We start from the raw sequence: 26220 nt of genomic DNA on the forward strand, positions 1-26220 counted from the left end.
GGGGACGTCAGTTTCTGGCGGTCGATTAGAATGGGGCGTAGCGGAAGCGTGTCACTACTTCGCGCACGCCCCTCCGACGCTGCCTGAATGATCAGTCGCGGAGAGAAGTACCTGCAATCGAATGATCAGATGCTTTTGCATGCTATTCTCCCTCGATCTGCTGCAAACTGCTGCGAACGCAAGTGGAGAAGCAAACACCGTCCAACAAATTTCGAGGCCAAGCCTCCCAATGGAACTTTTCCAGTAAAGGAGTGAGAAAATTCAAGGTAAAGGGTGAAGAAGCGGTACCACCTATGAGGTAAGGCGCATCGCCATACATCTATTTTGATAGGACAATGACAATGTCGCCCTGTACGTGTGGACACGGCGCGGGCTGCTGCCAACAGCGCGCGGACAAGCCGGCGCGATGATCATGCAATAAGTGCTCTGGAAGCTGGGTTGCCGGAACGTCAGCTCCTGGCACAAGGCCGACATGGGTGCTGTCGGGCTCAACGTCGTCTTTCAGTCGAAGAAGCGGACCTTCGCGATGTTGTGAGCGCGCGTGCCAGCCATCCTGCCAAGGTCAAGCCGCCGCAGCGGAATGCTCGGTTACCGCCTGCGGCGGGTTGCGGAAGCCGATCGCGATCCGGTTGTAGGTGTTCATCAGGCCGATCGCGATGGTCAGGTCGACCAGCTGCTTCTCGCTGAACACGGCGCGCACCGCTTCATATGCGTCGTCCGGGATCGCGGTCTCCGCCACGCGGGTGACGGTTTCGGCCCAGGCCAGCGCGGCGCGCTCCTGATCGTCGAACAGCGCCTCCGCCTCGCGCCAGACCTGCAGCACCGCCAGCTTCTCGACCTTGACGCCCATCTTCTGCAGTGAGCGGGTGTGCATGTCGAGACAATAAGCACAGCCGTTGATCTGCGATATCCGCAGATAGACCAGTTCGACGAGCTGCGCGGAAAGGCCGCTTTGCGTGATGTAGCCATAGACGCCGCCGAGCGCCTTGATGCCCGCGGGCGCGACCTTGTTGTAGTCGATCCGCATGCTCATTTCTTGTGTCCTTCCTTGTCGAAGACGGTCAGCGCCTTGTCGTTGCTGTCGACGACGAACACCGCAAGCAGCTTCGCTGGTTCGGTCGCGCTGGCGTTGCGCCCGAGCACGTGATGGGCGCCGGGCGGCTCGTAGAAGCTGTCGCCAGCCCGATAGATGTGCGCGGCCTCGCCCTCGAGCTGGCTCTCGATCGCGCCCTGCAGAACATAGACATAAAGAAACGCCGATTTGGCGTGATGGTGCGGCGCCGAGACCTCGCCGGGCGGGAAGTTGACCTCGACCGCGATCAGCGACTTGCCGGGAATGTTCGTGATCATATGCTCGAACTTCGGCGTCACCGATTGCGCCATCGCCGGGGTCGCAAGCGCGGCGCAGGCCAGCAGCGTCGTCATCAAGGTCTTCATCTCGTGCCTCCATTGCTAACGGATAGATGCGGGCACGCATGGCCAAAAAGAAGCACCAAGAATGAACCGAATTGGTGTACCACGAGCCATGCCCAACCCGCTTCCCATCGCGCTCGACCGGTCGGCCAGGACGCCGCTCTCCGAGCAGATCCGCAAGGCGATCGCGGCGGCGATCGACAATGGCGTGCTGGTGCCGGGCGCCCGGCTGCCCTCCTGGCTCGACCTCGCCGCACAGCTCGGCGTTGCGCGCGGCACCGTGCGGGCGGCCTACGACAAACTGTCTGACGCCCAGCACATCGTGTCGTCGAAGGCGGGCGGCACCAGCGTCGCGAGGCGGCCCGGGAAGGCCGCCAAGCCCGATGCGCCGGTCGCTCCCGGATCGGTCGTGGAGATGTTTCGGGATCTGAGCGGTCAGGGACACTTCCGGATGGGCGTCCCTGCGCAGGATAGCCTCCCCGCCAAGCTGCTGGCGCGAATCCGCGCGCGCGCCGTCCGGGCGGAACTGAGCGCGGTGACGCGCACCATCGATCCACGCGGCGAGCTCGAATTGCGACGCGAGATCGCGGCACACCTCGCGATCGCGCGCGGGCTCGAATGCTCGCCCGCGCAAATCGTCATCACCTCGGGATTCAGCGGCGGGCTCGGCCTCGCGCTGCGGGTTCTCGGCCTCGAAGGCCGCCGCGTGTGGATGGAAGAACCGGGATTTCCATTGACGCGAAAGGGCCTCGAGCTCGCGCGCCTGGAGGTCGTCCCGATATCAGTCGATGCCAACGGCGTCGATGTCGAGTACGGCCTCAAGCACGCCCCAGACGCGGCACTCGCGGTCGTGACGCCGGGCCAGCAGGCTCCGCTCGGCCCGCCGCTGTCGCCGAAACGTCGCGCGCAGCTGCTCGACTGGGCCGCGCAAACCGGAGCCTTCATCATCGAGGACGACTATCTCGGCGAGTTGCAGCTCGACGGCCGTGCCGCGCCGGCGCTTGCCTCGCTCGACCGCGCCGGCCGGGTGATCCATCTCGGCTCCTTCAGCAAGACGATCTCGCCGACGCTTCGCCTCGGCTTCCTGGTTGCTCCGGAGCCATTGGCGGCGCAGTTCGCCGATGTCGCGACGTGCCTGGTCCCTGCTCCCGGCCCGGCGGTGCAGCTGTCGACCGCCGAGTTCATGCGCGACGGCCACTACATCCGCCATCTCAGGCGAACCAAGCGGGCCTATTGCGACAGGCGCGATGCGCTGACGACGGCGCTACGGAGCTGGAGCAACGACGTGCGGGTTGCCGGCCTCGCGGTCATGCTGACGCTGCCGGACAAGACCGCCGACGTCGAGATTGCCCGAGCACTGCTCGCGCACGGGCTGGCGCCCGCCCCGCTCTCGCCCTGGTACGTTTCACCGAAGCACGCGCAGCCGGGTCTATTGCTCGGCATTGCAACGGTGCCGGATCGCGGCGTTCCGGCCGCATGCAAGTGCCTGTTCGAGGCGATCCGCGCCCAAGGTCGCATCCAAGGGGCGCTGGCGCCGCGCCGGATCAGGAAGCCCGCAACCCGGTGAGCGTAAGGCTCAACGCCTTGAGCCGCTTGCGCGCCTCGGCGTCATAGGCCTGGGCATGGGCGCGGGCCTCGCGCTTGCCGTCGAAGAACAGCCCGCTCCGGCCTGCCACATCGTCGTCCTGGACCAGACGCAGGATGGCATCACCGCCCTGCTCGACGGTCGAGATCGGCGTCGCGCCGCTGGCGCGCACCATCGTGGTGTTCATGTAGGTCGCAGGGTGCAGCGAGTTGACGGTCACGCCGGAGCCTTCGAGCTCCGCGGCCAGGTCGATGGTGAACATGATCTGCGACAGCTTGCTCTGCGCATAGGCGCGCGCACCGCTGTAGTTCTTCGTGATCATCACGTCGCCGAAATCGATCGGGTGCTGGCCGAGCGACGCGACATTGACGATGCGCGCCGGCGTGCTCGCCTTGAGCCGCGGCAGCAACAGATGCGCGAGCAGGAAGCCGGCGAGATAGTTGACCGCGAAGCGCAGCTCGTGGCCATCCTTGCTGGTCTGCCGCGCCGGCCCCTCGTTTTGCGAACCAATGCCGGCGTTGCTGACGAACACATCGAGGCGCTCCTGGTCGTCGAGCACCAGCTGGGCGAACTCGCGGACCTCGGCGAGCGAGGACAGATCGGCCTGGTAGAACATCGGCTCGCGGCCGCTGAGGCGCTTGATCTCGTCGGCGAGCGTCTGCGCCCGCTTGGTATCGCGGCCGTGGATCAGGACCCGGGCGCCGGCCGACGCCAGCTTCATCGCGACGTAACGGCCGACGCCGTCGGTGGAACCGGTGATCAGCACCGTCTTTCCTGCCATATTCATCGAAATTGCCTTTCGATCGTTCGCCCAGCGCTGTCAGCAAAGATAAAGGCGCCGCGCGCACTTTGCCATGGCATGCCACCGCGCCGGCGGCGCCAAGAAAGTCGTCCCGGGCGCGGCCGTTCTCCGGAACCGCAGACGTACATCTTGTCGCGCGGCCGGCGGTCGCGCGGCGCCGCGTCGCGCCTCAGGGGGATCGCGTTCTGATATCCTCGACGTGAACGACAAGCCAGGATCGGCACAAGATCGGCGAAGGACCGGAATGTCCTCGACCATTCCAGACAGGATCTTGCGAAAGACTCCCTCGCTGGAGCCGTTCGGCATGCTGCTGTTGTTCGGCGCGCTGACCGCGCTGCCGATCGTCCTGACGCTCCGTCTGGTTGAGCCCGCACTCGTGCTGCCCGTGCTCAGCCTGTTGTTGTTCGTCCAGGCAGCCATTACCGCGATTGCGGCGCGCGTGATCCACGTGCGCACAAGCGTGGCGAACCTCACGCTGTGGGATTTTGCCGGCGCGTTCACCTTCATGGGGTGCGCAGCGGCAATCCTCGGCGAACCGGATCAGGCGGCGCTGTTCTTCGAGGAAGAAGCAGCAATGCGTCCGGTGTCACGACCGTAATCCCAGGCCGGGCCCCTCTGGCAGCCACAAGCTGCGATGTCGGACTGGAACTCAGTTGGAGTGGCCCTGCTTCGACCCGTGACGCGGATAAGCGTCGCGGTGGATTTGCCGTCCGCATGACGGCAAGAGCCGGTTTCGTCGAAAGGGTCCGCTCCCCGACCTCAAGGGGAATGCGACCATGTCCGAACTATTTTCGCCCGAATTGTTTTCACTCGACGCCCTCAGCGCATTGCTGCAAGTCGTCGTCATCGACCTCGTGCTGGCCGGCGACAATGCCGTCGTGATCGGCCTTGCCGCGGCGGGCCTGCCGGCCAAGCAGCGCGGCAAGGCGATCCTGATCGGCATCGGTGCCGCGACACTGCTGCGCATCCTGTTCGCCCTCGTCACCACGCAGCTGATGCAGATCGTCGGCCTGCTGCTGGCCGGCGGCATCCTGCTATTGTGGGTGTGCTGGAAGATGTGGCGCGAGCTGCGCGCCGACGCGCACGAGACCACGGCCGAACATGCCGATGGCGCAAAGGGCCAGCGCAAGACGCTGTGGCAGGCCACCACGCAGATCATCGTTGCCGACGTCTCGATGTCGCTCGACAACGTGCTGGCGGTCGCGGGCGCGGCGCGCGAGCAGCCGATCGTGCTGGTGTTCGGCCTCGCGCTCTCGATCGCGATGATGGGCGCAGCGGCTTCCTTCATCGCGCGGCTGCTGCAGAACCACCGCTGGATCGCCTATGTCGGCCTCGCCGTGATCCTCTATGTCGCCATCGACATGACGGTTCGCGGGGCGAACGAGATCGCGAAGGTTGCGCCGGCCTGACGAAAGCAAAACGGCGGGCCCTTCGGCCCGCCGTTCCGCAAATCGACAACGCGCGCTCAGTGGATTTCCGCCGAACGCTTCAGCGCGTCCTTCAGCTTCTCGAGCGAGAAATCCTTGGAACGCGCGATGTCCAGGATCGGGGTCTCGCGGCGGCCGCAGAGTTCGGCGGCCTCGGGCAGCTTCGCCGCGACCTCGTAGGGAATCACGATGGCGCCGTGGCTGTCGGCGTGGATCAGGTCGTCGGATCGCACCGTCATGCCGGCGACGCGGACCTCGCCGCCGAAGCTCTCCGCATGCACCCAAGCGTGCGACGGGCCGATCGAGCCGGCCAGCGCCTGGAAGCCCGGCGCCCATTGCGGGATGTCGCGGATCGAGCCGTCGGTGATGACGCCGAGGCAGCCGAGCGCCTTGTGCACATTGCTCTGCACCTCGCCCCAGAACGCGCCGTAGCCGACGTCCGGACCGTCGATGTCCTGGATGACAGAGATGCGCGGGCCGAAGCCGGTGCCGACATATTCGTAATATTCGATGCGGCGCTTCGACTGCTCCTCGGCCGAGAGGCCGGATTTCAGCACCGAGCGGATCGTCGTGGTGCGGGCGTAGCCGACCATCGGCGGCAGCGTCGGGAACGGGCAGACCAGCGGCTTCACGGTGTAGCCGATCAGACGGCGCTCCGGCGCGACGATCTCCATCGCGTTGCAGATCGTCGGCGTGTCGTAGCGCGCCAACGCTTCAAGGACGGAAGCAGGAAGCGGGGCGGAAGCGGATGTCGTCACGGCGTTTCTCTCCTGATTTTTGGCGTTCGCTGGGCCGTCTCAGCCTATAGCCGAGATCGCAGGCGAACCCAACCGAGGCACGCTCATGGCTGATATTTGCAGGAATGAAGTAACCACATCACCATCACCCTGACGAGGCCGCGCAAGCGGCCGTCTCGAAGGGTCGACGGCCCGCTGGTGGCCGTGCATCCTTCGAGACGCGCTCCTCAGGATGACGGATCATAGAGAGGCATCAGTGCAGATGCGTCGGACGATCGTCGCGATCGCTCTCCGTGACCGGCGTTGCATAGGGAGCAGCAGCGGCCGGCGCTGGCGCGCCCGCGCCTTGCGTCTGCGCGGCAAGCTGGCGCTCCTGGTCGCGATAGGACTTCCAGCCCCAGGGCAGGCTGATCAAATAGGCAACCGAGCCCGCCGACAGGATGTGCCAGGGATAGCCGATCAGCAGCGCGACGAAGAACACCACGGCAACGAACACCGGCAACACCATTTCCGGCGGCACGCGCATCTTCACGGTCTTGCCGGAGAACACCGGCAGTCGCGACACCATCAGGAAGGCGATCAAGAGCGTGTAGAACGCCGTCAGCGTCGCCGGCGGCATCGGCACGCCGAGGAAGGCGAGATAGATCGGCAGCAGCACGGTGATCGCACCGGCCGGCGCCGGCACGCCGGTGAAATAGTTGGCGGCGAAGGCCGGCTTGTTCGGATCGTCGATCGAGGCATTGAAGCGCGCAAGCCGCAGGCCGCCGGAGATCGCGAACACCATCGCGGCGATCCAGCCGCCATTGTTCAGTTCATGCAGCTGCCAGAAATACAGGATCAGGCCCGGCGCGACGCCGAAATTGACGAAGTCGGCGAGGCTGTCGAGCTCGGCGCCGAATTTCGACTGGCCCTTGATCATGCGGGCGACGCGGCCGTCGATGCCGTCGAGGATCGCGGCGAACACGATCGCGGCGACCGCAAGCTCCATCCGCCCTTCGGTCGACAGCCGGATCGCGGTCAGGCCGGCGCAGATCGCCAGCAGCGTGATCATGTTCGGCACCAGCATCCGCACCGGGATCGGGCGGAACCGGCGGCGGCGATACTCGGTGGAATTCGGATCGAATGGCGTCATGGTTTTGCAATATAGCAAGCGCTGCCCCGCTCCGCCATCGGTGCGGGAACCGGCCGATCGGGCCGGAGAAACAGAGTTAATTGCCTGATCCAGGCGTACCCCTCATGGTGAGGAGCGTGGAACGCGCGTCTCGAACCATGAGGCCCCTCTCGGCGGCCTGCATCCTTCGAGACGCCCGCTTTGCGGGCTCCTCAGGATGAGGGGCTAGATGTGCGAGCAATCAATCGGCGCGGTAAGTCCGGCCCGGATCGGCGCCCCGGAAATCCGCCAGAATCGTCTCGCCGGCGACCGCGGTCTGCCCCTCGGAGACCAGCGCCTTGGTGCCCTCGGGCAGATAGACGTCGAGCCGCGAGCCGAAGCGGATCAGGCCGAAGCGCTCGCCGGCGCCGATCGACTGGCCCTCCTTGACGAAACAGACGATGCGCCGCGCCACGAGGCCCGCGATCTGGACCACGCCGATGCGCCCGTTGGAGGTCGAGATGACGAGCGAATTGCGCTCATTGTCCTCGCTCGCCTTGTCGAGCTCGGCATTGATGAAGGCGCCGGGCCGGTAGGCGATGCGGTCGATGCGGCCGACCACCGGGCTGCGATTCACATGGCAGTTGAACACGCTCATGAACACCGAGACCCGCGGCAGCGGCTTGTCGCCGAGCCCGAGTTCGGCCGGCGGCAGCGCCTGCACCACCATCGAGACGCGGCCGTCGGCCGGCGACACCACGATGCCGTCGCGCAGCGGCGTCACGCGGACCGGATCGCGGAAGAACAGCGCGCACCAGACGGTCAGCAGCGTCCCGATCCAGCCCAGCGGGGTCCAGATCCAGAACAGGATCAGGCTCGCCAGAGCGAAGCCGCCAATGAAGGGATAGCCCTCCGGGTGGATCGGCGGGATCTGCGCGCGGATGGAATTGGCGATCGACATCAGAGCTCGCTTGCGTTTCCCCGCCCCATTTGGCGGGAGAGGCCCTAAATCGACTATTCCGCGGCGGTCGGCAAGGGTTTCTCACCCGCGTCGGGGCTGGAATCCTCCGACGATTCAGTGACCGCCGGCGGCAGCCGATTCGGCGCGGCGCCGTCCTCATCGACCTGGGCGAGCCGTTCGCGGGCCTCCTCGGCCTCGCGCTGCCGGTTCCACATGCTGGCATAAAGGCCGTCGGCGGCCAAAAGCCGCGCGTGGGTGCCGCGCTCGGCGATCCAGCCCTGGTCCAGCACGATGATCTCGTCGGCGCCGACGATGGTCGACAGCCGGTGCGCGATCACCAGCGAGGTGCGGTTGCGCGAGACCCGCTCCAGCGCGCCCTGGATCTCGTGCTCGGTGTGGCTGTCGAGCGCGGAGGTCGCCTCGTCCAACACCAGGATCGGCGGCGCCTTCAGCACCGTGCGCGCGATCGCAACGCGCTGCTTCTCGCCGCCGGAGAGTTTCAGGCCGCGCTCACCGACCTGTGTCTCATAGCCCTGCGGCGACATCCGGATGAAGCCGTCGATCTGCGCGAGGCGCGCCGCCTCCTCCACCTCGTCGTCGCCGGCATCCCAGCGGCCATAGCGGATGTTGTAGCGGATGGTGTCGTTGAACAGCACGGTGTCCTGCGGCACCATGCCGATCGCCGAGCGCAGCGAGGCCTGCGTCACGGTCTTGATGTCCTGGCCGTCGATCAGGATGCGGCCGCTCGAGACGTCGTAGAGGCGGAACAACAGCCGCGAAATCGTCGACTTGCCGGCGCCGGAGGGACCGACGATCGCCACCGTCTTGCCGGCCGGCACCTCGAAGCTCAGGCCCTTGAGGATCGGCCGGTCCGCCTCGTAGGCGAAGCGGACATCCTCGAACCGCACGCTGCCGGACGACACCGCGAGCGGCTTGGCCCCCGGAATGTCCTGCACCTCGGGATCGCGCGCCAGCACGTCGAACATCTTCTCGATGTCGATGATCGCCTGCTTGATCTCGCGATACACCATGCCCATGAAGTTCAGCGGCTGGTAGAGCTGGATCATCATCGAATTGATCAGCACGAAATCGCCGACGGTGTGGGTGCCGTTGCGGATGCCGAACGCACACATCAGCATGGTCGCGGTCAGCCCCGCGGTGAAGATGATCGCCTGCCCGGTGTTGAGCACCGCAAGCGAGGTGTAGGTCTTCACGCTGGCCTGCTCGTAGCGCTCCATCGAGCGGTCGTAGCGCCGCGCCTCGCGCTCTTCGGCGCCGAAATATTTCACCGTCTCGTAGTTGAGCAGCGAGTCGATTGCCTTGGTGTTCGCCTCGGTGTCGGAATCGTTCATCTTGCGGCGGATCTCGATCCGCCACTCGGTCGCGATGTAGGTGAAGTACATGAACACGACGACCGTGAGCAGCACCGCGAGCACGTAGCGCCAGTCGAACTGCCAGAGCAGCACCGCCGCCAGCAGCGCGACCTCGACGATGGTCGGGATCAGCTGCAGGATCACCATCCGCACGATGGTCTCGATGCCGGAGCGGCCGCGCTCGAGGACGCGGGTCAGGCCGCCGGTCTTGCGCTCGAGATGGAAGCGCAGCGACAGCTCATGCATGTGCACGAAGGTGATGTAGGCGAGCCGCCGCACCGCATGCATCGCGACGCGCGCGAAGATGCCGTCGCGCCACTGCGTCAGCACCGCCATGATGATGCGCACCGCGCCGTAGCTGATCGTCATCAACACCGGCGGGGCGATCAGCCACACCATCCAGTTGGAGGACGCGACCGGCGCCGAGCCCGTGCCGTTCAGCGCGTCGATCGCCCATTTGAACGTGAACGGCACCGACAGCGTCGCGAGCTTGGCGAACAGCAGCAACACCACCGACCAGATCACGCGCGTCTTCAAATCGGCGCGATCGCCGGGCCAGATATAGGGCCAGAGATGAACGAGGGTGCCGAGCAGCGTCCCCTTCTCGGCGGCCGGCGGCGTGGCCGTGGGCTGTGCGGCGCCGGTCACACTCTGTTGCGGCGGCACCATCAGGCGCCCGCCCGCGCGGTCGCGGCACGGCGGTCCGCCGCCACATCTTGTCCACGGTTTGCCATTGTGCCCGTCATATAGATCGTTTGAACGCCGCGTACAGGCTTATGACGAAAATTGTTCGCGATTCGCGGGAATTTACGGGATTTTTGGCTCTCAATCCCCATATCGGAGTCTTGACCCTGTTTACGCTGCGGTGCCACAAGGATCATATGAACCAAATCAAGACTGTCTGTGTTTATTGCGGCTCCGGCCCCGGTAACAATCCCCGTTTCGTTGAAGCTGCCGTCGCGCTCGGCAAGAGCTTTGCCGAAAACAACGTTCGCCTGGTCTATGGCGGCGGCTCGATCGGCCTGATGGGCGCGGTCGCGAAATCCACGCTCGACCACGGCGGCTCCGTCACCGGCATCATTCCCGAATTCCTGCGCGCGCGCGAGAACGCGCTGACCTCGGTTCAGGAGATGATCGTCACGCCCGACATGCATGAGCGCAAGCGGCTGATGTTCGAGCGCTCGGATGCATTCGTCGCGCTGCCCGGCGGCATCGGCACGCTGGAGGAGCTGGTCGAGCAACTGACCTGGCAGCAGCTCGGCCGTCACCATAAGCCGATCCTGCTCGCCAACATCGATGGCTTCTGGGAGCCCCTACTCTCGCTGCTGAGCCACATGCGCACGACCGAATTCATCCGCGCGACGCTGCCGATCAATGTGCTGATGGCCGATCGCGTCGACGAGATTTTGCCGCGGCTGCGTTCGGCGGTGGCCGGCAAGCCGGCGGCCGCGAAGGAGCTGGCGCCCGAAGTGGCGCGGCGGCTGTAACTGTTCGCCGCACTTTCGGCTCCATCACCGTCATGCTGAGGAGGCCGCAAAGCGGCCGTCTCGAAGCACGACGGGCCCGCTGGTGGCCGCGCATCCTTCGAGACGCGCTACGCGCTCCTCAGGATGACGGGTCGAGATAAGTGCTAGCCTGAAATCCTTACTACTCGCTCGGAAAAGTCACGGCCTCGATGCGGTTGCCGTCGGGATCGAGGACGAAGGCCGCATAGTAGCGCACGCGGTCGTGCGGGCGCAGGCCCGGAGGGCCATCGGAGAGGCCGCCTGACGCCAGCGCCGCAGTGTGGAAGGCATCGACCTCGGCGGTGGTCTTCGCGCGCAGGCAGATATGGGTGCCGCTCTCATGCGGGACCTGCGACATCGCGGCGCGCAGATTGATCCAGAATTCGGGATAGGCCTTGCCGAAGCCGATCGTCGCCGGCCGCGTGACGAGGCGGCTCAGACCCAGCGCGGCCAGCGTCGGCTCATAGAACCGCGCGGCCCGTTCCAGATCGCGGACACCGACGGAGACGTGGTCGATCATGGGCCCTCCTCCCGGACTTGTAGCCCGGATGAACGAAGCGACATCCGGGGAAATCGATCGAGACGCCCCGGATATCGCTTCGCTCATCCGGGCTACAGTCTCACGCCTGCGCGCCTGACTTCACCAGCTTGTAAAACACCGAATCCATCAGCGCCTGGAACGAGGCGTCGATGATGTTGGGCGAGACGCCGACCGTGGTCCAGCTCTCGCCCGTCTCGTCCTCGCTTTCGATCAAGACGCGCGTGACCGCTTCGGTGCCGCCATTGAGGATACGCACGCGGTAGTCGATCAGCTTCAGGCCATCGATATATTTCTGGTACTTGCCGAGATCCTTGCGCAGCGCGACGTCGAGCGCGTTGACCGGGCCGTTGCCCTCGGCGGCCGAGATCAGCCGCTCGCCGTCGACATCGACCTTCACCACCGCGAGCGCCACGGTGACGCGCTGGCCGTTGGCGTTGTAGCGCTGCTCGACATTGACGTCGAACTGCTCGACCTTGAAATATTCCGGCACCTTGCCGAGCGTGCGGCGCGCCAGCAGATCGAACGATGCGTTGGCGGATTCATAGGCAAAGCCCGCGGCCTCGCGCTCCTTCAACTCCTCGACCAGCCGCGTCAGCCGCGGATCGCTCTTGTCATAGGCGATGCCGGCGCGGTCGAGCTCGGCCATCACGTTGGAGCGGCCGGCCTGATCGGACACCAGCACCTTGCGGTGATTGCCGACCAGTTCCGGCAGCACGTGCTCATAGGTCTGCGGATCCTTCATGACAGCCGAAGCATGGATGCCGGTCTTGGTGACGAACGCGCTTTCGCCGACATAGGCCGCGTGGCGGTTGGGCGCGCGGTTCAGCATGTCGTCGAGCGTGCGCGACACCTTCACCAGCGTCGCCAGCTTCTCCGTGGTGACGCCGATCTCGAACTTGTCGGAAAACTCCTGCTTCAGCTTCAAGGTCGGGATCAGCGAGCAGAGATTGGCGTTGCCGCAGCGCTCGCCAAGGCCGTTGAGCGTGCCCTGGATCTGCCGCGCGCCGGCCCGCACCGCGGCGAGCGAATTGGCGACCGCCTGCTCGGTGTCGTTATGGGCGTGGATGCCGAGATGGGCGCCGGGCACGTGCGTGACGACATCGCCGACGATGGTCTCGATCTCGTGCGGCATGGTGCCGCCATTGGTGTCGCACAGCACCACCCAGCGGGCGCCGGCCTGATAGGCCGCCCTGGCGCAGGCGAGCGCGTAGTCGCGGTTCTCCTTGTAGCCGTCGAAGAAATGCTCGCAGTCGACCATCACCTCGCGGCCGAGCGCCTTCGCGGCCGCGACGCTGTCGCGGATCGAGGCGAGGTTCTCCTCATTCGTGGTCTCGAGCGCGACCCGGACCTGGTAGGCCGAGGACTTTGCAACAAAGCAGATCGCGTCCGCCTTGGCCTCGAGGATGCCGGCAAGCCCCGGATCGTTCGACGCCGAGCGGCCCGGCCGCCGCGTCATGCCGAAGGCGGTGAAGCGCGCGTGCTCGAAGGCGGGTTTCCTGCTGAAGAACTCGCTGTCGGTCGGATTGGCGCCTGGATAGCCGCCCTCGACATAATCGATGCCGAGCGCGTCGAGCATGCCTGATATCACCTGCTTGTCCTGCAGCGTGAAGTCGACGCCATTGGTTTGCGCGCCGTCGCGCAGCGTGGTGTCGAACAGATAGAGGCGCTCGCGGCTCACGCGTGGCCTCCCGGGGTGGCGACACCATCGAGCTGCTTCTGCATCGTGGTGTTGGCAAGCCACTCGTCGTTGATAGTGACCGAGTTGCGCTGCTGGGCGACGTAGCCGCGCTTGCGGAAGAATTCCAGCGCGGTGTCGCTGGCATCGACCTTCAGGGTCTTGGTGCCGCGGGCGCTCGCGATCTTCTCCAGCGCATCGCACAGCGCGCCGCCGACACCCTGCCCGACCGCGCTCGGATGCACATAGAGCATGTCGATGAGATCGGCGCCCTTCAGCGAGGCGAAACCGACCGGCGCGCCCTGCAAGGTCGCGATCAGCGTGAGCTGACCGGCGAGCTTCTTGCCGAAGGCCGCCTCGTCGTCGGCGGCCATCGCCCAGGCTTCCTGCTGTGCCTCGCTGTAGTCGTCGCCGGTCAGGTCCATGATCGAGGCAGCGAAGATCGCCGCCAGCAGCGGCGCGTCGTCGGGCAGATACGGGCGGAGTGCGGGTGCGGAACGGCTCATCGCGCGACCTCCCAGGTGGTGATCGGCTTTCCTTCGGCATCCTTTCCGTCCTTGATCGCAACGCCCATCGCGGCGAGCTGATCGCGGATCCGATCGGACTCCTTGAAATCCTTGCGCGCCCGCGCCGCGGTGCGCTCGGCAATCAGCGCCTCGACAGCTGCGGCATCGACGCCGCTCGCCTGCTGCTTGCGCGCCTCCCACGCAGCCGCGCTCTCCGAAAGGAAGCCGAGCAGCCGGAGCGAGCCGGCAAACTCCTTGCGGCTCTGTTCGCTGCTCGACGCAGCACTGCGCAGGCCGTGCAGCACCGCCATCGCCTGCGCGGTGTTGAGGTCGTCGTAGAGCGCCTCGACCATCGCCGGCGACGGCGCGCCGGGCTCGGCGTCGGCCGCGACCGCGTACCAGTCGTCGAGCGTCTTCGCGGCCTCCTCTGTGGCCTTCACGGTCCAGTCGAGCGGCGAACGATAATGCGTCTTCAGCATGGCAAGCCGCAGCACTTCGCCGGGCCAATCGGCCAAGAGATCACGGATCGTGAAGAAGTTGCCGAGCGACTTCGACATCTTCTCGCTTTCGATCTGCAGGAAGCCGTTATGCATCCAGACATTGGCCATGCGGTCGGAGTGGAACGCGCAGCAGGTCTGGGCGAGCTCGTTCTCATGGTGCGGGAACACCAGGTCGATGCCGCCGCCATGGATGTCGAACTTCTCGCCGAGATGCTTCCAGGCCATTGCCGAGCACTCGATGTGCCAGCCGGGACGGCCCTCGACCTTGATGCCGGCCGGTGACGGCCATGAGGGCTCGCCCGGCTTCGACGGCTTCCACAGCACGAAGTCGGTGTTGTCGCGCTTGTAGGGCGCGACGTCGACGCGGGCGCCCGCGATCATCTCGTCGAGCGAACGCTTCGACAGCGCGCCGTAGCGCGGCAACATCGAGTTGGCCGCGTTCATCGCCTGCGGCGAGAACAACACGTGATCCTCGGCGACATAGGCAAAGCCGCCGGCGACCAGCTTCTCGATGATCGCGCGCATCTCCGGGATATGCTCGGTCGCGCGCGGCTGCACGGTCGGCGGCAAGCAGCCGAGCGCCGTGACATCGTCCTGATACTGCTGATAGGTCTGCTCGGTGACCTTGCGGATCGCTTCGTTCAGCGGCACGCCGGGATAATCCCGCGCGGCGCGGACGTTGATCTTGTCGTCGACGTCGGTGATGTTGCGGACATAGGTCACGTGATCGGCGCCATAGCGATGGCGCAGCACGCGAAACAGCACGTCGAAGACAATAGCCGCGCGGCCGTTGCCGATATGAGCGAAGTCATAGACCGTCGGTCCGCAGGCATACATGCGGACGTTGTCGGCATCGAGCGGCACGAACGGCCGCTTCTCCCGGGTCAGCGTATCGTAGAGGCGCAAATCCATGGAAACCGTTCCCTTGCGGCCGGGCGGTCCAATGCTCTCATGTGTTGAGAAAAGACGGCCTCAGCCAGCGAATCGCTAGCTCATAATCTCGCGGCAAATGCTGCAGATGGCGAGGTGGCCGTTCATGGTTCCACCATGTCTCACGGCCCCATTATTGCGTCAAGGGGCTGTTTTCGGGCGGTTTGCCACCCCGCCCCGCACCGAAATCACGTCAACGCCCTCATGGTTAATCATTATTAAGGATTTGGGCGTATCCGGACGCCAGCGGATTCCCCGCCATTTTCACCGGTGCACCATGCGGCCCATTTCAGCATTGATTGCCTGCACGCTCTTCCTTGCTCCGTCCTTCCTTTTCTCCTCGGCCGCGCTGGCCGACAGCCGCGTCTTCATCGTCGCCAACCAGGCCGACGGCTACGGCATCGACCAGTGCCTCGCCCGCGGCGACCGCTGCGGCGCCTCCGCCGCCCGCGCCTATTGCCGGTCACGCGATTTTGCGCAGGCCACCAACTACCGCCGCGTCGATCCCGACGAGATCACCGGCGCGGTTCCGCACGCCGCGAATGAAAAATGCAGCGGCAACAGCTGCGGCGAATTCGTCGCCATCACCTGCCAGCGTTGAGCCAAGCCGCTGGTCGGGCGGGGTTATTGCCACACCGGCGCCCCGGAAACGACGTGACGCTGCCCCGAGAAACGGCTATTGCAGCGGCCTTGCCCGCGCGCTTTGGCGTTGATCGCCGCGCGGCGTCGTTTTAATGGCCGGATATGCCCAATAGCTCCCGTTCTCGCTTCTTCCGCTGGTCTCTGACGTGCGCCGTGCTGGCCGGCATGGCCCTGCCCGCCACGCATGCCCTGGCGCAAGTGCCGCCCGGCCCGCCCGGTCCGGCTCCGCAAGGCGCGCCGCAGCCCAATCCGCAGGCCAATCCGATGTGCGGCCGGCTCGAAGGCCAGCTGGCGGCGATCGACCGCGGCGGCGGCTCCGGCGACCCGGCCAAGGACGAGCAGATCCGCCGCTATCAGGACGCGGCAACCCGCCAGCAGGGTGAGCTCGATCGCGTGACGGCGCAGGCCCGGCGCATGGGCTGCGACAGCTCCGGGTTCTTCTCGCTCTTCAACAACAATTCGGCGCAGTGCGGTCCGGTCAACACCCAGATCCAGCAGATGCGCGCCAATCTCGACCAGATCACCGCCAATCTCGAGCGGCTGCGCTCCGGCGGGCTCGGCGGCGCCGACCGCGAGAACCAGCGCCGCTCGGTCTTGACCGCGCTGGCGCAGAACAATTGCGGCCCGCAATATGCCGCGGCCGCGCGTGGCCCCGGCAACTTCCTCGAGAACCTGTTCGGCGGCGGTGGTGGCGGCAATCCCAACAATCCGCTGCCCCCGCCCGATGCGCAGTATGGCGCCCAGTCCGGCACCTTCCGCACCGTCTGCGTCCGCACCTGCGACGGCGCCTATTTCCCGATCTCGTTCGCAACGGTGCAGGCGCGCTTCGCCGCCGACGAGCAAATCTGCAAGGCGCAGTGCCCTGCCGCGGATGCCAGCCTGTTCACCTACCGAAATCCCGGCGAGGACATCAACCAGGCGGTCTCGATCAGCGGTGTGTCCTACTCGTCGCTGCCGAACGCCTTCAAGTACCGCACCGAGTTCAATCCGTCCTGCTCCTGCAAGCCGGCCGGCCAGAGCTGGGCCGAGGCGTTGAAGGCGGTCGACGACAAAGCGTCCGCCGAGCAGCAGGGCGACATCATCGTCACCGAGGAGAGCGCGCGGAAGATGCAGCAGCGCGCCCAGACCAAGGCCGCCGCCGGCAAGAAAGGCGCGCCCGCAGCCGCAGCTCAACAGCAGCCCGCAGCCGCTGACGTCACGGCACCGGCGGCCGCGCCGGCGAGCGACGGCCAGATCCGCACCGTCGGCCCGACCTTCATCCCGAAGCGGTAAGAAGAGCTCAGCCCTCGAACGCTTCCGCCGACGCGCGCGAGGTGCGCGCCACCAGCGTCTCGTCGGGCGCCGGCAGCGCCTTGCCGAAATCGCGGAAGCGGTTGGTGATGGGATAGCGGCGGTCGCGGCCGAAATTCTTCCGCGTCACCTTCACCCCTGGCGCCGCCTGCCGCCGCTTGTATTCGGCGATGTTGAGCAGGCGATCGACCCGGGCCACGACGTCGCGGTCGAAGCCGGCTTCGATGATGGTCGCCAGCGGCTCCTCGCGCTCCACCAGCCGTTCGAGGATCGCGTCCAGCACGTCGTAGGGCGGCAGCGAATCCTGGTCGGTCTGGTTCTCGCGCAACTCGGCGGTCGGCGGCCGGATGATGATGTTGACCGGGATCACCTCGCCTGACGGCCCGAGCGCGCCGTCCGGCTTCCAGCCATTGCGCAGGCTCGACAGGCGGAACACCTCGGTCTTGTAGATGTCCTTGATCGGATTGAAGCCGCCGTTCATGTCGCCATACAGCGTAGCGTAGCCGACCGACATCTCCGACTTGTTGCCGGTTGTCACCACCATGGCGCCGGTCTTGTTGGAGATCGCCATCAACAGCGTGCCGCGGGCGCGCGCCTGCAAATTCTCCTCGGTGATGTCGCGCTCCAGCCCCTTGAACACCGGCGCCAGAATCGTCTCGAAGCCGTTCACGGCATCGGCGATCGGCAGGATCTCGTAGCGGATGCCGAGCGCGGCGGCGAGCTTGGCGGCATCGTCGAGCGACACCTGCGCGGTGTAGCGGAACGGCAGCATCACGCCGCGCACCTTGTCGGCGCCGAGCGCATCGACCGCGATCGCCGCGCACAGCGCCGAGTCGATGCCGCCGGAGACGCCGAGCAGCACGCCGGGAAAACCGTTCTTGCGGACATAGTCGCGCAGGCCGAGCACGCAGGCCGCGTAATCGGCCTTGTCGCCCTCGAGCTGCGCCGTGATCGGCCCGTTGCAGCGCCAGCCGTCGGCGGTCTTGCGCCAGGTCAGCGTCGTGATGCTCTCCTCGAACGCCGGAAGCTGCGCCGCGACGGAGAGATCGGCATTCAGCGCGAACGAGGCGCCGTCGAAGATCAGCTCGTCCTGGCCGCCGACCTCGTTGAGATAGACCAGCGGCAGTCCGCTCTCGGTGACGCGTGCGACCACGATCGACAGCCTGAGGTCGGCCTTGTCGCGGGCATAGGGCGAGCCGTTCGGCACCACCAGGATCTCGGCGCCGGTCTCGGCGAGACATTCGACGACGTTCTCGTACTCTTCGGACTCCTCGAGCCAGATGTCCTCGCAGATCGGCACGCCGATGCGCACGCCGCGCACCGTCACCGGGCCCGGCGCCGGGCCGCGCGCGAACAGCCGCTTCTCGTCGAACACGCCGTAATTCGGCAGATTGGCCTTGAAGCGCAGCGCGGCGATGCGGCCGCCGTCGAGCAGCGCGCAGGCATTGTAGAGCTTGCCGTCCTCGACCCAGGGCGTGCCGATCAGCATCGCCGGGCCGCCATCCCTGGTCTCGCGCGCCAGTTCCTCGATCGCGGCGCGGCAGGCCGACTGGAACGCCGGCTTGAGCACCAGATCCTCCGGCGGATAGCCGGCGATGAACAGTTCCGACAGCACCACGAGGTCGGCGCCGTCGGCCTTGGCCGTCTCGCGCGCGGCGCGCGCCTTCGCGGCGTTGCCGGTGACGTCACCGACCGTCGGATTGAGTTGCGCCAGGGTAATCTTGATCTGTTGTTCGCTCATACGCTTAAGTTGTCCTGCACAACCGCAAACTTCAATCACCTTCCGCTCATGGTGCGATTGCAGAAATCGCACCATGACCGGCGAGAGCTTCTTTTGAGCATGATCTGATCGGAAAATCGGTTCCCACTTTTCCGGATCCTGCTCGGGATCAGAACGCGCCCATGCGTTCGGCGAGGGCGAACAGCCAGAACAGGCCGGCCATGACGAGCGCGACGCCAACCGCGGCCGAGCCCATATCCTTGACCCGCCCGATCTGCGGATCGTGATCCATGGTCAGGCGATCGGCGAGCTTCTCGATCGCGGTGTTGAGCAGCTCGATGACGAGCACCAGCACCACGGTCGCGACCAATTCGACCCGGCGCATCACGGTGGCGCCGACCAGCCAGGCCAGCGGCAGCGACAGCGCCAACGCCACCACCTCCTCGCGAATCGCCTGCTCCGAGCGAATGGCGAATGCCAGCCCGTTGCGCGAGTTGATGGTGGCTCGCCAGAACCTCAGCAAGTCACAGTCCCCAAGTCACTGCCCCAAGTCACTGTCTCAAGTCACTGCCTCAAATCACAACCCAGCGGCGGCCGGCATCGGTTTGACCTTGCCGGCGCGCTCCTGCTTCAAGAGCTCGGCGATCAGGAAGGCCATGTCGATCGACTGTTCGGCGTTGAGGCGGGGATCGCAGACCGTGTGGTAGCGGTCGTTGAGGTCCTCATCGGTGATGGCGCGCGCGCCGCCGATGCATTCGGTGACGTCCTGTCCGGTCATCTCCAGGTGCACGCCGCCGGCATGGGTGCCTTCGGCGGCGTGGATCTGGAAGAACGACCGCACCTCCGACAGCACGCGGTCGAACGGCCGCGTCTTGTAGCCCGAGGTCGAGGTGATGGTGTTGCCGTGCATCGGATCGCACGACCACACCACCTTGCGCCCTTCCCGCTGCACGGCGCGGATCAGGGCCGGCAGATGGTCGCCGACCTTGTCGGCGCCGAACCGGTTGATCAGGGTCAGGCGCCCCGGCTCATCGTCGGGATTGAGGATATCGATCAGCTTCAACAGCTCGTCCGGCTTCAGCGACGGGCCGCATTTCAGGCCGATCGGATTCTTGATGCCGCGGAAATATTCGACATGGCCGTGATCGAGCTGACGGGTGCGGTCGCCGATCCAGATCATGTGGCCGGAGGTCGCGTACCAGTCGCCGGTGGTGGAATCGACCCGCGTCATCGCCTGCTCGTAGCCGAGCAGCAGCGCCTCGTGGCTGGTGTAGAAATCGGTGGCGCGCAGCTCGGGATGGCTCTCGAGATCGAGGCCGCAGGCGCGCATGAAGTTCAGGGCATCCGAGATGCGGTCGGCCAGCTCCTTGTAGCGGCGTGACTGCGGCGAATCCTTCAGGAAGCCGAGCATCCACTGATGCACGCTGCCGAGATTGGCGAAGCCGCCGGTCGCAAACGCGCGCAGCAGGTTCAGCGTCGCGGCGGATTGGCGATAAGCCATCAGCTGGCGCTGCGGATCGGGAATGCGCGCTTCCGGCGTGAAGGCGATGTCGTTGACGATGTCGCCGCGATAGCTCGGCAGCTCGACGTCGCCCTGCTTCTCGGTCGGCGACGAGCGCGGTTTTGCGAACTGGCCGGCGATGCGGCCGACCTTCACCACCGGCAGCGCGCCGGCATAGGTCAGCACGACCGCCATCTGCAACAGGACGCGGAAGAAGTCGCGGATGTTGTTGGCGCCGTGCTCGGCAAAGCTCTCGGCGCAGTCGCCGCCCTGCAGCAGGAAGGCCTCGCCGGCGGCGACCCGCCCCAACGCCTTCTTCAGGCTGCGCGCCTCGCCCGCGAACACCAGCGGCGGAAAGGTCGCCAGCTGGGCCTCGACATCGGCCAATGCCTTGGCATCGGGATAATCGGGCACCTGCAGCACCTTCTTGGCGCGCCAGCTATCGGGTGTCCACCGCTCGGACATGAGGTCAACTCCTGAGCAAAAACCGCAACTTAATCACGGCATGACGAAAGCCCGGCTTATACACAGGCCCCCGCTTTCCCGCTAGAAGGATTCCTGCAATCTGGTCAAGCCCTTGCAGGGAAATCCGAATTCGCATTTGGTAGAGCATAGCATGAATGCCGGGGAAATCGCCGTGGCCTCCGCCGCGCTGGACGACGTTTTTAGCGACGACATCGTCGTGCCGGCCGCAGACGGCTATCCGCTCGCCGCGACGCTGTTCCTGCCGCGCGGCACGCGGCGCCACGCCGTCCTGATCAATTCGGCGACCGCGGTGCCCCGCAGGGTCTATCGCGGCTTTGCCGGCTACCTCGCCCGCCGCGGCGCGGCGGTGCTGACCTACGACTACCGCGGCACCGGCGACAGCCGGCCGATGGCGGCGACCAGCCTCAACAAGCCGAAATCGCTGGCCGGCTTCAAGGCCACGATGGCGGACTGGGCCGCGCTCGACGCCACCGCGGCGGTGAGCTGGATGCGCGAGCGCTACCGCAACCTCCCCTTCGCCTATGTCGGGCACTCTTTCGGCGGCCAGGCGCTCGGGCTGCTTGCCAACAATGCCGAGATCCCGCGCGCGCTCCTGATCGCCTCGCAGGCTGCCTATTGGAAGCTGATGGCCTCGCCCGAGCGCTACCGCGTCGTCGCCTTCCTGAACGGCGTCGGCCTGCCGCTGGCGCGCACGCTCGGCTACCTCCCCGCCTGGGCCGGCCTCGGCATGGACCTGCCGAGGGGGGCGTTCGAGCAATGGCGGAGCTGGGTGATGCGGGAGCGCTATCTGCTCGATGATGCCACGCTGACGGCGCGCGAAAATTTTCCGAAGTTCAAGGGCAAGCTCCGCGCGCTTGTCATGACCGACGACACCTGGGCAACGCGGCCAGCGGTCGAATTGCTGTGTTCCGCCTTCACGTCGATCACGCCCGAGATCATCTCGATCCGTCCCGCCGACGCCGGCGCAAAAGCGATCGGCCATCTCGGCTTCTTCCGCAGCGAACACCGCGATGCGTTGTGGCGCGGCGCTGCGGAGTGGATTGAGGCGGAGGGGTAAGCGCGGCACTCTCCGGCGTCGTCCCTGCGAAAGCAGGGACCCATACGCCGCGGCCTGTGTTGTCGTCGGGACTCGTCGTTCCAGCGCCGTGCAACAATTGAGATTTGGGGTAATGGGTCCTGGCCTTCGCCAGGACGACGATGAGGATGGTTCTCGCGCGATGCGATGCACCGCTGATGCGCAGCTCATCTCGCTGTCATCGCCCGGCTCGACCGGGCGATCCAGTATTCCAGAGACGCTGGTGCTTGAACCGAGAAGCCGCGGCGTACTGGATCATCCGCATGCGCGGGCGATGACACCAAAGAGAATGAGAGCTCGCTGCTCATTCCACACGTCGTCCCTGCGAAAGCAGGGACCCATAACCACAGGGCTGCGTGTTGAAACAGGTCGTGGCTCCAGCGCAGCAAGCCAACTGACGGCGGCGGCTATGGGTCCCTGCTTTCGCAGGGACGACACCGCATGTATTGCGCTGCCGGTGAGTCATACTTTCGCATTCGCGCGACATGAATCGCCCGTGCCTTGCTCTTCAACTCGGATCCGCGGTCAAAATGATGGGCATCGCTTCGCTCCACCCATCCTGCCAGTCTCACACCACTTTCCTTGGCGCCGCCGTCGCCGCATCACCCGTGTTCGGCGTCCCGGTCGGTTCGATCAGCAGCAGATGCACCTCCTCCCGTGCGACCGGACGATGCTCGACGCCTTTCGGCACGATGTACATCTGCCCGGGAGTTAGCGTCACGGTGCGGTCGCGCAGCTCGATGTCGAGGATGCCTTTCAGGACGAGGAAGAAGTCGTCGGTGTCGTCGTGCTTGTGCCAGACGAACTCGCCCTGCACCTTCACCACCATGACGTCGCAGGCGTTGAATTGCGCGACGGTGCGCGGCGACCAGTGATCGGAGAATGTCGACAGTTTCTGCGAAAGATCGATCGCGCCGTTCATGATGCCTCCGGGTCCGGGCCAGCCTGCCGGACTCGTTAGCTCAGCCGTGCGACGCACTCAATGCACGCCCCTCAATCTCTCCGGATAAGTCGTCGGCTCTCGATGGCCGTTCTTGTCGCAGGGCGTTTCGCCGTTGGCGGCCTTGCGCGCCAGCAGTTCCTTTTCGGCCTGATACCACAACTGATCCATGTTGCCGTGTGGCTCGCCGGCGTCCTTCCACAATTCGTAAGCTCGGGTCCGAATCTCCTGCTCGGATGGTCCTGGCATGCGCGGCTCCCTCAATTTGTGCATTCAAACTGTTTGAGAGTGGAACTGCCAGCATAGCGCAAGGTTCCAGGGTACGCGACATGACGCGCTGCCACGGGTGCCCATGCGGTGCACCGCAGGCCCTTCACCGCCTGTGATGGGGGTATCGGCCCTGATGCACAGATTGGGCGCCAGAGGGTTGCGCTGCCGCGGTGCGCGTCGTCTTACGGAAGCAAGCTACCCCTTCTGAGGTATGAAACCTTTGCGGGCTCGTGCAGACTTATCTTCATCAGGATTTTGCCGTTACCGTCCTGGGGCTAGAGACAGCGCCGCTCGCATGCATTTTAAGCGGGCGGCGTTGGGCTGTCAGGCAAGGCTCCTTGCCTGTTCCCGATCGATCGCTCCCAATTCCCATCTGCGAGTGCCTTGGCCGGAACGGCACCAGGGTCAAGGCCGGCCTGCGGGTAGCTCCCTACTCCGCCGCCTGGCGCACGTGGCGCGCGGTCGGCGTGCGCATTGTGACCAGTTCTTCCGACGCGGTCGGATGCAGCGCGATGGTGGCATCGAAATCGGCCTTGGTGGCCTTCATCTTGACGGCGATCGCGACGGCCTGGGTGATTTCGGCGGCGCCATCGCCGACGATGTGGCAGCCGAGCACGCGGTCGCTCGCGCCGTCGACCACGAGCTTCATCAGCACGCGGGTGTCGCGGCCGGACATCGTCGCCTTGATCGGGCGGAAATCGGTCTTGTAGATGTCGACGTGGCTGAACTGCGCCCGCGCCTCCTCCTCCGTCAGACCAACGGTGCCGACCTCCGGCTGCGAGAACACCGCGGTCGGGATCGTGGCGTGGTCGACCTCGACCGGGCGCTTGCCGAACACCGTGTCGGCGAAGGCATGGCCCTCGCGGATCGCAACCGGGGTCAGATTGGTGCGGTGGGTGACGTCGCCGACCGCGTAGATGTTGTCGACCGAGGTCTTCGACCAACCGTCGACCTGGATGCCGCCATTGGCGGGATTGATGGCGACACCCGCGGTTTCCAGCCCGAGATTGGCGACATTGGGATGCCGGCCGATCGCGAACATCACCTGGTCGGAGGCGATGCTCGAGCCGCTCGACAGGTGGGTGGTGAAGTCACGGCCGTGCTTGTCGATTTTCGCCACCGTGCATCCGGTGATGATGGTGATGCCGCGCTTCTCCATCTCGGCGCGGACATGCTTACGCACGTCCTCGTCGAAGCCGCGCAGAATGTTGTCGCCGCGATAGATCACCGTGACGTCGGAGCCGAAGCCGGCGAAGATGCCGGCGAATTCCAGCGCGATGTAGCCGCCGCCCTGGATCACGATCCGCTTCGGCAGCTCCTCGAGGTGAAACGCCTCGTTGGAGGAGATCACGTGCTCGATGCCGGGCACGATCGGCCCGTGATTGGGCGCGCCGCCGGTCGCGATCAGGATGTACTTCGCCGTCACCTTCTCGCCGGTGGCGAGTCTGATGGTGTGAGCATCCTCCAGCACCGCGCGGGTCTTCACGATCCGTGCGCCCGACTTCTCGACATTGCTGGTGTAGGCGCCCTCGAGCCGGGCGATCTCCTTGTCCTTGTTGGCGACGAGAGTGGCCCAGTCGAACGAGATCTGCCCGATGCTCCAGCCGAAGCCGGCCGCGTCCTCGATCTCGTCGTGGACGTGGCTGCCGATCACGAACAGCTTCTTCGGCACGCAGCCGCGGATCACGCAGGTGCCGCCCATCCGGTACTCTTCGGCGACCATGACCTTCGCGCCGTAGCCGGCGGCGATGCGGGCGGCACGAACGCCGCCCGAACCACCACCGATGACAAACAGGTCGACGTCAAACTCGGCCATTTTTGCACCCAACCTTGGCAACCACGCCGAAAATCGGCTCTTGCAACTGGTACCCCTCATCCTGAGGAGCCCGCGAAGCGGGCGTCTCGAAGGATGGAGGCCACAGAGGGGCCTCATGGTTCGAGACGCGCTTCGCGCTCCTCACCATGAGGGTCCAATAGCGCCGCGCGCTCAGATATCCTTGCCGCGCTTCTTCATCTCTGCCTTGAACTGGGCGTTGACGATCACGCCAAACTGCTGCGCCCACTCCTGCATATATCTCAGCGAATCGTTGATTGCCTTGGGCTCGGAGGTCAAAAGCTTCTGACCGAGCGGCGTCTTGTAGAAGATCACGAGATCCTTGAGCTCCTGCTCGGTGAACTCGGCGGCGTAGAGCTGCGCCATGCCTTCGCCGATTTCCTTCTCGCTGCCAGCCAGATTCTTGGCAATGACCAGCGCAACCTCGTTGAGATCCTTCTGGTAGTTCAGGTACTGCTGCAGCAGGCCGGTCTTGGTCTTCTCGATAATGCCCGGAACGGCGCCGGCATACATCACCGAGACGTTCTTCATCGTCAGGATTTCCTTGGCGTATCCGATCGCCGCGGGGGTCGACTGCTTGACGTCCTTGGGCATGGGGGGCAGCTGCGGCTGCTGCGCCATCGCCGGTGCGAGCGCCAGTCCAGCCGCCAGGGCCGCAGCCGACAAAAGTCCCGAAAAACGCTTCATTCCAAGTCTCCTTGCTTGCGGCCTCATGGCCGTTCAACAACCCGAATTCCCTGCGCGCCGGCCAGCACGGCGACACTGCCAAGCTCGATGAACAGGCCGTGTTCGACCACGCCCGGAATCACGCTGAGCAAACCGGCAAGACGCGGCGGATCGCCGATCCGGCCGAGATGGGCATCGACGATCCAGTGGCCGCCATCGGTGACAAAAACGTGACCGTCCTTGCCCTTCCGGATCAGCATTTCGCCTGACACGCCCGCCTCCGAAAACGCCCGCGCCATCGCGGCCTGCGTTGCAGCGAGCCCGAACGGGATCACCTCGACCGGCAGCGGGAAGCGGCCGAGCACGTCGACCCATTTGCTGTCGTCGGCGATCACGATCATGCGATCACTGGCGGCCGCGACGATCTTCTCGCGCAGCAGCGCACCGCCGCCGCCCTTGATCAGGTTGAGCGCCGGGTCGATCTCGTCGGCGCCGTCGATGGTGAGGTCGAGATGGTCGATCTCGTCCAGCGTGGTCAGCGGAACGCCGCAGCGGATCGCATCCGCGCGGGTCGCTTCCGAGGTCGGCACGCCGATCACCTTCATGCCCGCACGGACCTTCTCGCCGAGCAGCTCGACGAAATGCTTGGCGGTCGATCCGGTGCCGAGCCCGAGCTTCATACCGTCGCGCACCTCTTCGAGCGCGCGCGCCGCCGCCTGGCGTTTCAGTGCGTCCATGTCCACGTGCCGAT

General features: G+C 65.6%; 26 protein-coding genes. 7 read left to right on the top strand and 19 right to left on the bottom strand.

The window, feature by feature from the left end; all coding sequences use genetic code 11:
* Positions 1–562: 562 nt before the first annotated feature.
* Together QJT82_RS13360 and QJT82_RS13365 are read right to left on the bottom strand one after the other, a co-directional pair.
* The gene (locus tag QJT82_RS13360; RefSeq protein WP_028344574.1) at positions 563–1033 is read right to left on the bottom strand and encodes a carboxymuconolactone decarboxylase family protein; all 471 of its coding nucleotides are present in this window, start codon (positions 1031–1033) and stop codon (positions 563–565) included.
* Positions 1030–1437: a cupin domain-containing protein gene (locus QJT82_RS13365; protein ID WP_028344573.1), complete on the bottom strand. Its 408-nt coding sequence runs from the start codon at positions 1435–1437 to the stop codon at positions 1030–1032. Before QJT82_RS13365 ends, QJT82_RS13360 begins: the two co-directional genes overlap by 4 nt.
* Positions 1438–1525: 88 nt before the next feature.
* Between QJT82_RS13365 and QJT82_RS13370 the strand changes: the two genes are divergently transcribed.
* Positions 1526–2980 (top strand): PLP-dependent aminotransferase family protein, encoded by a 1455-nt coding sequence (locus tag QJT82_RS13370; protein WP_028344572.1) that lies wholly within the window; start codon positions 1526–1528, stop codon positions 2978–2980.
* Here QJT82_RS13370 and QJT82_RS13375 read toward each other — a convergent pair.
* Positions 2958–3785, bottom strand: a complete 828-nt coding sequence (locus QJT82_RS13375) for an SDR family NAD(P)-dependent oxidoreductase (protein WP_016846301.1) — start codon at positions 3783–3785, stop codon at positions 2958–2960. The genes QJT82_RS13370 and QJT82_RS13375 overlap by 23 nt on opposite strands.
* 319 nt (positions 3786–4104) lie before the next feature.
* Between QJT82_RS13375 and QJT82_RS13380 the strand changes: the two genes are divergently transcribed.
* A complete protein-coding gene (locus tag QJT82_RS13380) occupies positions 4105–4398 on the top strand; it encodes a hypothetical protein (protein WP_028344571.1) in 294 nt (97 codons plus the stop codon).
* Positions 4399–4576: 178 nt separating this feature from the next.
* Positions 4577–5209: a TerC family protein gene (locus QJT82_RS13385; RefSeq protein ID WP_028344570.1), complete on the top strand. Its 633-nt coding sequence runs from the start codon at positions 4577–4579 to the stop codon at positions 5207–5209.
* 56 nt (positions 5210–5265) lie between these two features.
* On the opposite strand, the gene QJT82_RS13390 is transcribed toward QJT82_RS13385, so the two are convergent.
* The 4 genes from QJT82_RS13390 to QJT82_RS13405 all read right to left on the bottom strand — a co-directional run bounded on the left by QJT82_RS13390 (position 5266) and on the right by QJT82_RS13405 (position 10057).
* Positions 5266–5985: an RraA family protein gene (locus QJT82_RS13390; protein ID WP_028344569.1), complete on the bottom strand. Its 720-nt coding sequence runs from the start codon at positions 5983–5985 to the stop codon at positions 5266–5268.
* A gap of 232 nt (positions 5986–6217) precedes the next feature.
* The gene (gene pssA, locus QJT82_RS13395) at positions 6218–7096 is read right to left on the bottom strand and encodes a CDP-diacylglycerol--serine O-phosphatidyltransferase (RefSeq protein WP_035633954.1); all 879 of its coding nucleotides are present in this window, start codon (positions 7094–7096) and stop codon (positions 6218–6220) included.
* Between the two features lie 220 nt (positions 7097–7316).
* Positions 7317–8015, bottom strand: coding sequence for a phosphatidylserine decarboxylase (locus QJT82_RS13400; RefSeq protein ID WP_028344567.1), 699 nt, complete (start codon positions 8013–8015; stop codon positions 7317–7319).
* A gap of 53 nt (positions 8016–8068) precedes the next feature.
* The gene (locus QJT82_RS13405) at positions 8069–10057 is read right to left on the bottom strand and encodes an ABC transporter ATP-binding protein/permease (protein WP_028344566.1); all 1989 of its coding nucleotides are present in this window, start codon (positions 10055–10057) and stop codon (positions 8069–8071) included.
* A 212-nt stretch (positions 10058–10269) separates the two neighbouring features.
* Here QJT82_RS13405 and QJT82_RS13410 point away from each other — a divergent pair, with 212 nt between their 5' ends.
* Entirely contained in the window at positions 10270–10875 is a 606-nt protein-coding gene (locus QJT82_RS13410) for a TIGR00730 family Rossman fold protein (protein WP_028344565.1), read from the top strand.
* A 160-nt stretch (positions 10876–11035) separates the two neighbouring features.
* Here QJT82_RS13410 and QJT82_RS13415 read toward each other — a convergent pair whose 3' ends face one another.
* The 4 genes from QJT82_RS13415 to cysS form a co-directional block, all read right to left on the bottom strand.
* Complete coding sequence (locus QJT82_RS13415) at positions 11036–11413, bottom strand: VOC family protein (RefSeq protein ID WP_028344564.1); 378 nt, start codon at positions 11411–11413, stop codon at positions 11036–11038.
* A gap of 100 nt (positions 11414–11513) precedes the next feature.
* Positions 11514–13112 carry a citramalate synthase gene (cimA, locus tag QJT82_RS13420; protein ID WP_028344563.1) on the bottom strand — a complete coding sequence of 533 codons (1599 nt, stop codon included), beginning with the start codon at positions 13110–13112 and terminating at the stop codon, positions 11514–11516.
* Complete coding sequence (locus QJT82_RS13425) at positions 13109–13615, bottom strand: GNAT family N-acetyltransferase (RefSeq protein WP_028344562.1); 507 nt, start codon at positions 13613–13615, stop codon at positions 13109–13111. The genes cimA and QJT82_RS13425 overlap by 4 nt, the downstream gene beginning before the upstream one ends.
* On the bottom strand, positions 13612–15027 hold the full coding sequence (cysS, locus tag QJT82_RS13430) for a cysteine--tRNA ligase (protein WP_028344561.1): 1416 nt from the start codon (positions 15025–15027) through the stop codon (positions 13612–13614). The genes QJT82_RS13425 and cysS overlap by 4 nt, the downstream gene beginning before the upstream one ends.
* Before the next feature lie 295 nt (positions 15028–15322).
* Between cysS and QJT82_RS13435 the strand changes: the two genes are divergently transcribed.
* A complete protein-coding gene (locus QJT82_RS13435; RefSeq protein WP_028344560.1) occupies positions 15323–15646 on the top strand; it encodes a hypothetical protein in 324 nt (107 codons plus the stop codon).
* Positions 15647–15852: 206 nt separating this feature from the next.
* Complete coding sequence (locus QJT82_RS13440; protein WP_245288937.1) at positions 15853–16959, top strand: DUF2865 domain-containing protein; 1107 nt, start codon at positions 15853–15855, stop codon at positions 16957–16959.
* A 7-nt stretch (positions 16960–16966) separates the two neighbouring features.
* Here the strand turns inward: QJT82_RS13440 and QJT82_RS13445 are convergent, their stop codons facing one another.
* From QJT82_RS13445 to QJT82_RS13455, 3 genes are all read right to left on the bottom strand, one after another.
* Positions 16967–18718, bottom strand: a complete 1752-nt coding sequence (locus QJT82_RS13445) for an NAD+ synthase (protein WP_028344558.1) — start codon at positions 18716–18718, stop codon at positions 16967–16969.
* A gap of 148 nt (positions 18719–18866) precedes the next feature.
* Entirely contained in the window at positions 18867–19220 is a 354-nt protein-coding gene (locus QJT82_RS13450; RefSeq protein ID WP_028334253.1) for a diacylglycerol kinase, read from the bottom strand.
* A 54-nt stretch (positions 19221–19274) separates the two neighbouring features.
* Entirely contained in the window at positions 19275–20663 is a 1389-nt protein-coding gene (locus QJT82_RS13455) for a 3-deoxy-7-phosphoheptulonate synthase class II (RefSeq protein ID WP_028344557.1), read from the bottom strand.
* A 151-nt stretch (positions 20664–20814) separates the two neighbouring features.
* Here QJT82_RS13455 and QJT82_RS13460 point away from each other — a divergent pair, with 151 nt between their 5' ends.
* Positions 20815–21741, top strand: coding sequence for an alpha/beta fold hydrolase (locus QJT82_RS13460; RefSeq protein ID WP_051448174.1), 927 nt, complete (start codon positions 20815–20817; stop codon positions 21739–21741).
* A 586-nt stretch (positions 21742–22327) separates the two neighbouring features.
* Here the strand turns inward: QJT82_RS13460 and QJT82_RS13465 are convergent.
* The 5 genes from QJT82_RS13465 to rpiA all read right to left on the bottom strand — a co-directional run bounded on the left by QJT82_RS13465 (position 22328) and on the right by rpiA (position 26206).
* Positions 22328–22681 (bottom strand): cupin domain-containing protein, encoded by a 354-nt coding sequence (locus QJT82_RS13465; RefSeq protein WP_028344555.1) that lies wholly within the window; start codon positions 22679–22681, stop codon positions 22328–22330.
* A gap of 57 nt (positions 22682–22738) precedes the next feature.
* Positions 22739–22948 (bottom strand): DUF2934 domain-containing protein, encoded by a 210-nt coding sequence (locus tag QJT82_RS13470; protein ID WP_035633945.1) that lies wholly within the window; start codon positions 22946–22948, stop codon positions 22739–22741.
* Positions 22949–23399: 451 nt separating this feature from the next.
* Positions 23400–24785: a glutathione-disulfide reductase gene (gene gor / locus QJT82_RS13475; protein ID WP_028344554.1), complete on the bottom strand. Its 1386-nt coding sequence runs from the start codon at positions 24783–24785 to the stop codon at positions 23400–23402.
* 171 nt (positions 24786–24956) lie between these two features.
* Positions 24957–25490 (bottom strand): DUF2059 domain-containing protein, encoded by a 534-nt coding sequence (locus tag QJT82_RS13480; protein WP_028344553.1) that lies wholly within the window; start codon positions 25488–25490, stop codon positions 24957–24959.
* A 23-nt stretch (positions 25491–25513) separates the two neighbouring features.
* Positions 25514–26206, bottom strand: coding sequence for a ribose-5-phosphate isomerase RpiA (rpiA, locus tag QJT82_RS13485; RefSeq protein ID WP_028344552.1), 693 nt, complete (start codon positions 26204–26206; stop codon positions 25514–25516).
* Positions 26207–26220: the final 14 nt, after the last annotated feature.

The organism is Bradyrhizobium sp. Mp19 (genome assembly GCF_029952935.1).
GTDB classification, from domain to species: Bacteria; Pseudomonadota; Alphaproteobacteria; order Rhizobiales; family Xanthobacteraceae; genus Bradyrhizobium; species Bradyrhizobium elkanii.

Excerpts from the sequence above, each read along its gene's own strand:
- cysS (WP_028344561.1), bottom strand. The coding sequence starts at position 15,027 with ATGGATTTGCGCCTCTACGATACGCTGACCCGGGAGAAGCGGCCGTTC.
- QJT82_RS13380 (WP_028344571.1), top strand. The coding sequence starts at position 4,105 with ATGCTGCTGTTGTTCGGCGCGCTGACCGCGCTGCCGATCGTCCTGACG.
- QJT82_RS13410 (WP_028344565.1), top strand. The coding sequence starts at position 10,270 with ATGAACCAAATCAAGACTGTCTGTGTTTATTGCGGCTCCGGCCCCGGT.
- QJT82_RS13480 (WP_028344553.1), bottom strand. The coding sequence starts at position 25,490 with ATGAAGCGTTTTTCGGGACTTTTGTCGGCTGCGGCCCTGGCGGCTGGA.
- QJT82_RS13400 (WP_028344567.1), bottom strand. The coding sequence starts at position 8,015 with ATGTCGATCGCCAATTCCATCCGCGCGCAGATCCCGCCGATCCACCCG.
- QJT82_RS13465 (WP_028344555.1), bottom strand. The coding sequence starts at position 22,681 with ATGAACGGCGCGATCGATCTTTCGCAGAAACTGTCGACATTCTCCGAT.
- QJT82_RS13455 (WP_028344557.1), bottom strand. The coding sequence starts at position 20,663 with ATGTCCGAGCGGTGGACACCCGATAGCTGGCGCGCCAAGAAGGTGCTG.
- QJT82_RS13435 (WP_028344560.1), top strand. The coding sequence starts at position 15,323 with ATGCGGCCCATTTCAGCATTGATTGCCTGCACGCTCTTCCTTGCTCCG.
- QJT82_RS13405 (WP_028344566.1), bottom strand. The coding sequence starts at position 10,057 with ATGGTGCCGCCGCAACAGAGTGTGACCGGCGCCGCACAGCCCACGGCC.
- QJT82_RS13425 (WP_028344562.1), bottom strand. The coding sequence starts at position 13,615 with ATGAGCCGTTCCGCACCCGCACTCCGCCCGTATCTGCCCGACGACGCG.
- QJT82_RS13365 (WP_028344573.1), bottom strand. The coding sequence starts at position 1,437 with ATGAAGACCTTGATGACGACGCTGCTGGCCTGCGCCGCGCTTGCGACC.
- rpiA (WP_028344552.1), bottom strand. The coding sequence starts at position 26,206 with ATGGACGCACTGAAACGCCAGGCGGCGGCGCGCGCGCTCGAAGAGGTG.
- QJT82_RS13360 (WP_028344574.1), bottom strand. The coding sequence starts at position 1,033 with ATGAGCATGCGGATCGACTACAACAAGGTCGCGCCCGCGGGCATCAAG.
- QJT82_RS13370 (WP_028344572.1), top strand. The coding sequence starts at position 1,526 with ATGCCCAACCCGCTTCCCATCGCGCTCGACCGGTCGGCCAGGACGCCG.
- pssA (WP_035633954.1), bottom strand. The coding sequence starts at position 7,096 with ATGACGCCATTCGATCCGAATTCCACCGAGTATCGCCGCCGCCGGTTC.
- QJT82_RS13445 (WP_028344558.1), bottom strand. The coding sequence starts at position 18,718 with ATGAGCGAACAACAGATCAAGATTACCCTGGCGCAACTCAATCCGACG.
- QJT82_RS13440 (WP_245288937.1), top strand. The coding sequence starts at position 15,853 with ATGGCCCTGCCCGCCACGCATGCCCTGGCGCAAGTGCCGCCCGGCCCG.
- gor (WP_028344554.1), bottom strand. The coding sequence starts at position 24,785 with ATGGCCGAGTTTGACGTCGACCTGTTTGTCATCGGTGGTGGTTCGGGC.
- QJT82_RS13470 (WP_035633945.1), bottom strand. The coding sequence starts at position 22,948 with ATGCCAGGACCATCCGAGCAGGAGATTCGGACCCGAGCTTACGAATTG.
- QJT82_RS13415 (WP_028344564.1), bottom strand. The coding sequence starts at position 11,413 with ATGATCGACCACGTCTCCGTCGGTGTCCGCGATCTGGAACGGGCCGCG.
- QJT82_RS13375 (WP_016846301.1), bottom strand. The coding sequence starts at position 3,785 with ATGAATATGGCAGGAAAGACGGTGCTGATCACCGGTTCCACCGACGGC.
- QJT82_RS13460 (WP_051448174.1), top strand. The coding sequence starts at position 20,815 with ATGAATGCCGGGGAAATCGCCGTGGCCTCCGCCGCGCTGGACGACGTT.
- QJT82_RS13385 (WP_028344570.1), top strand. The coding sequence starts at position 4,577 with ATGTCCGAACTATTTTCGCCCGAATTGTTTTCACTCGACGCCCTCAGC.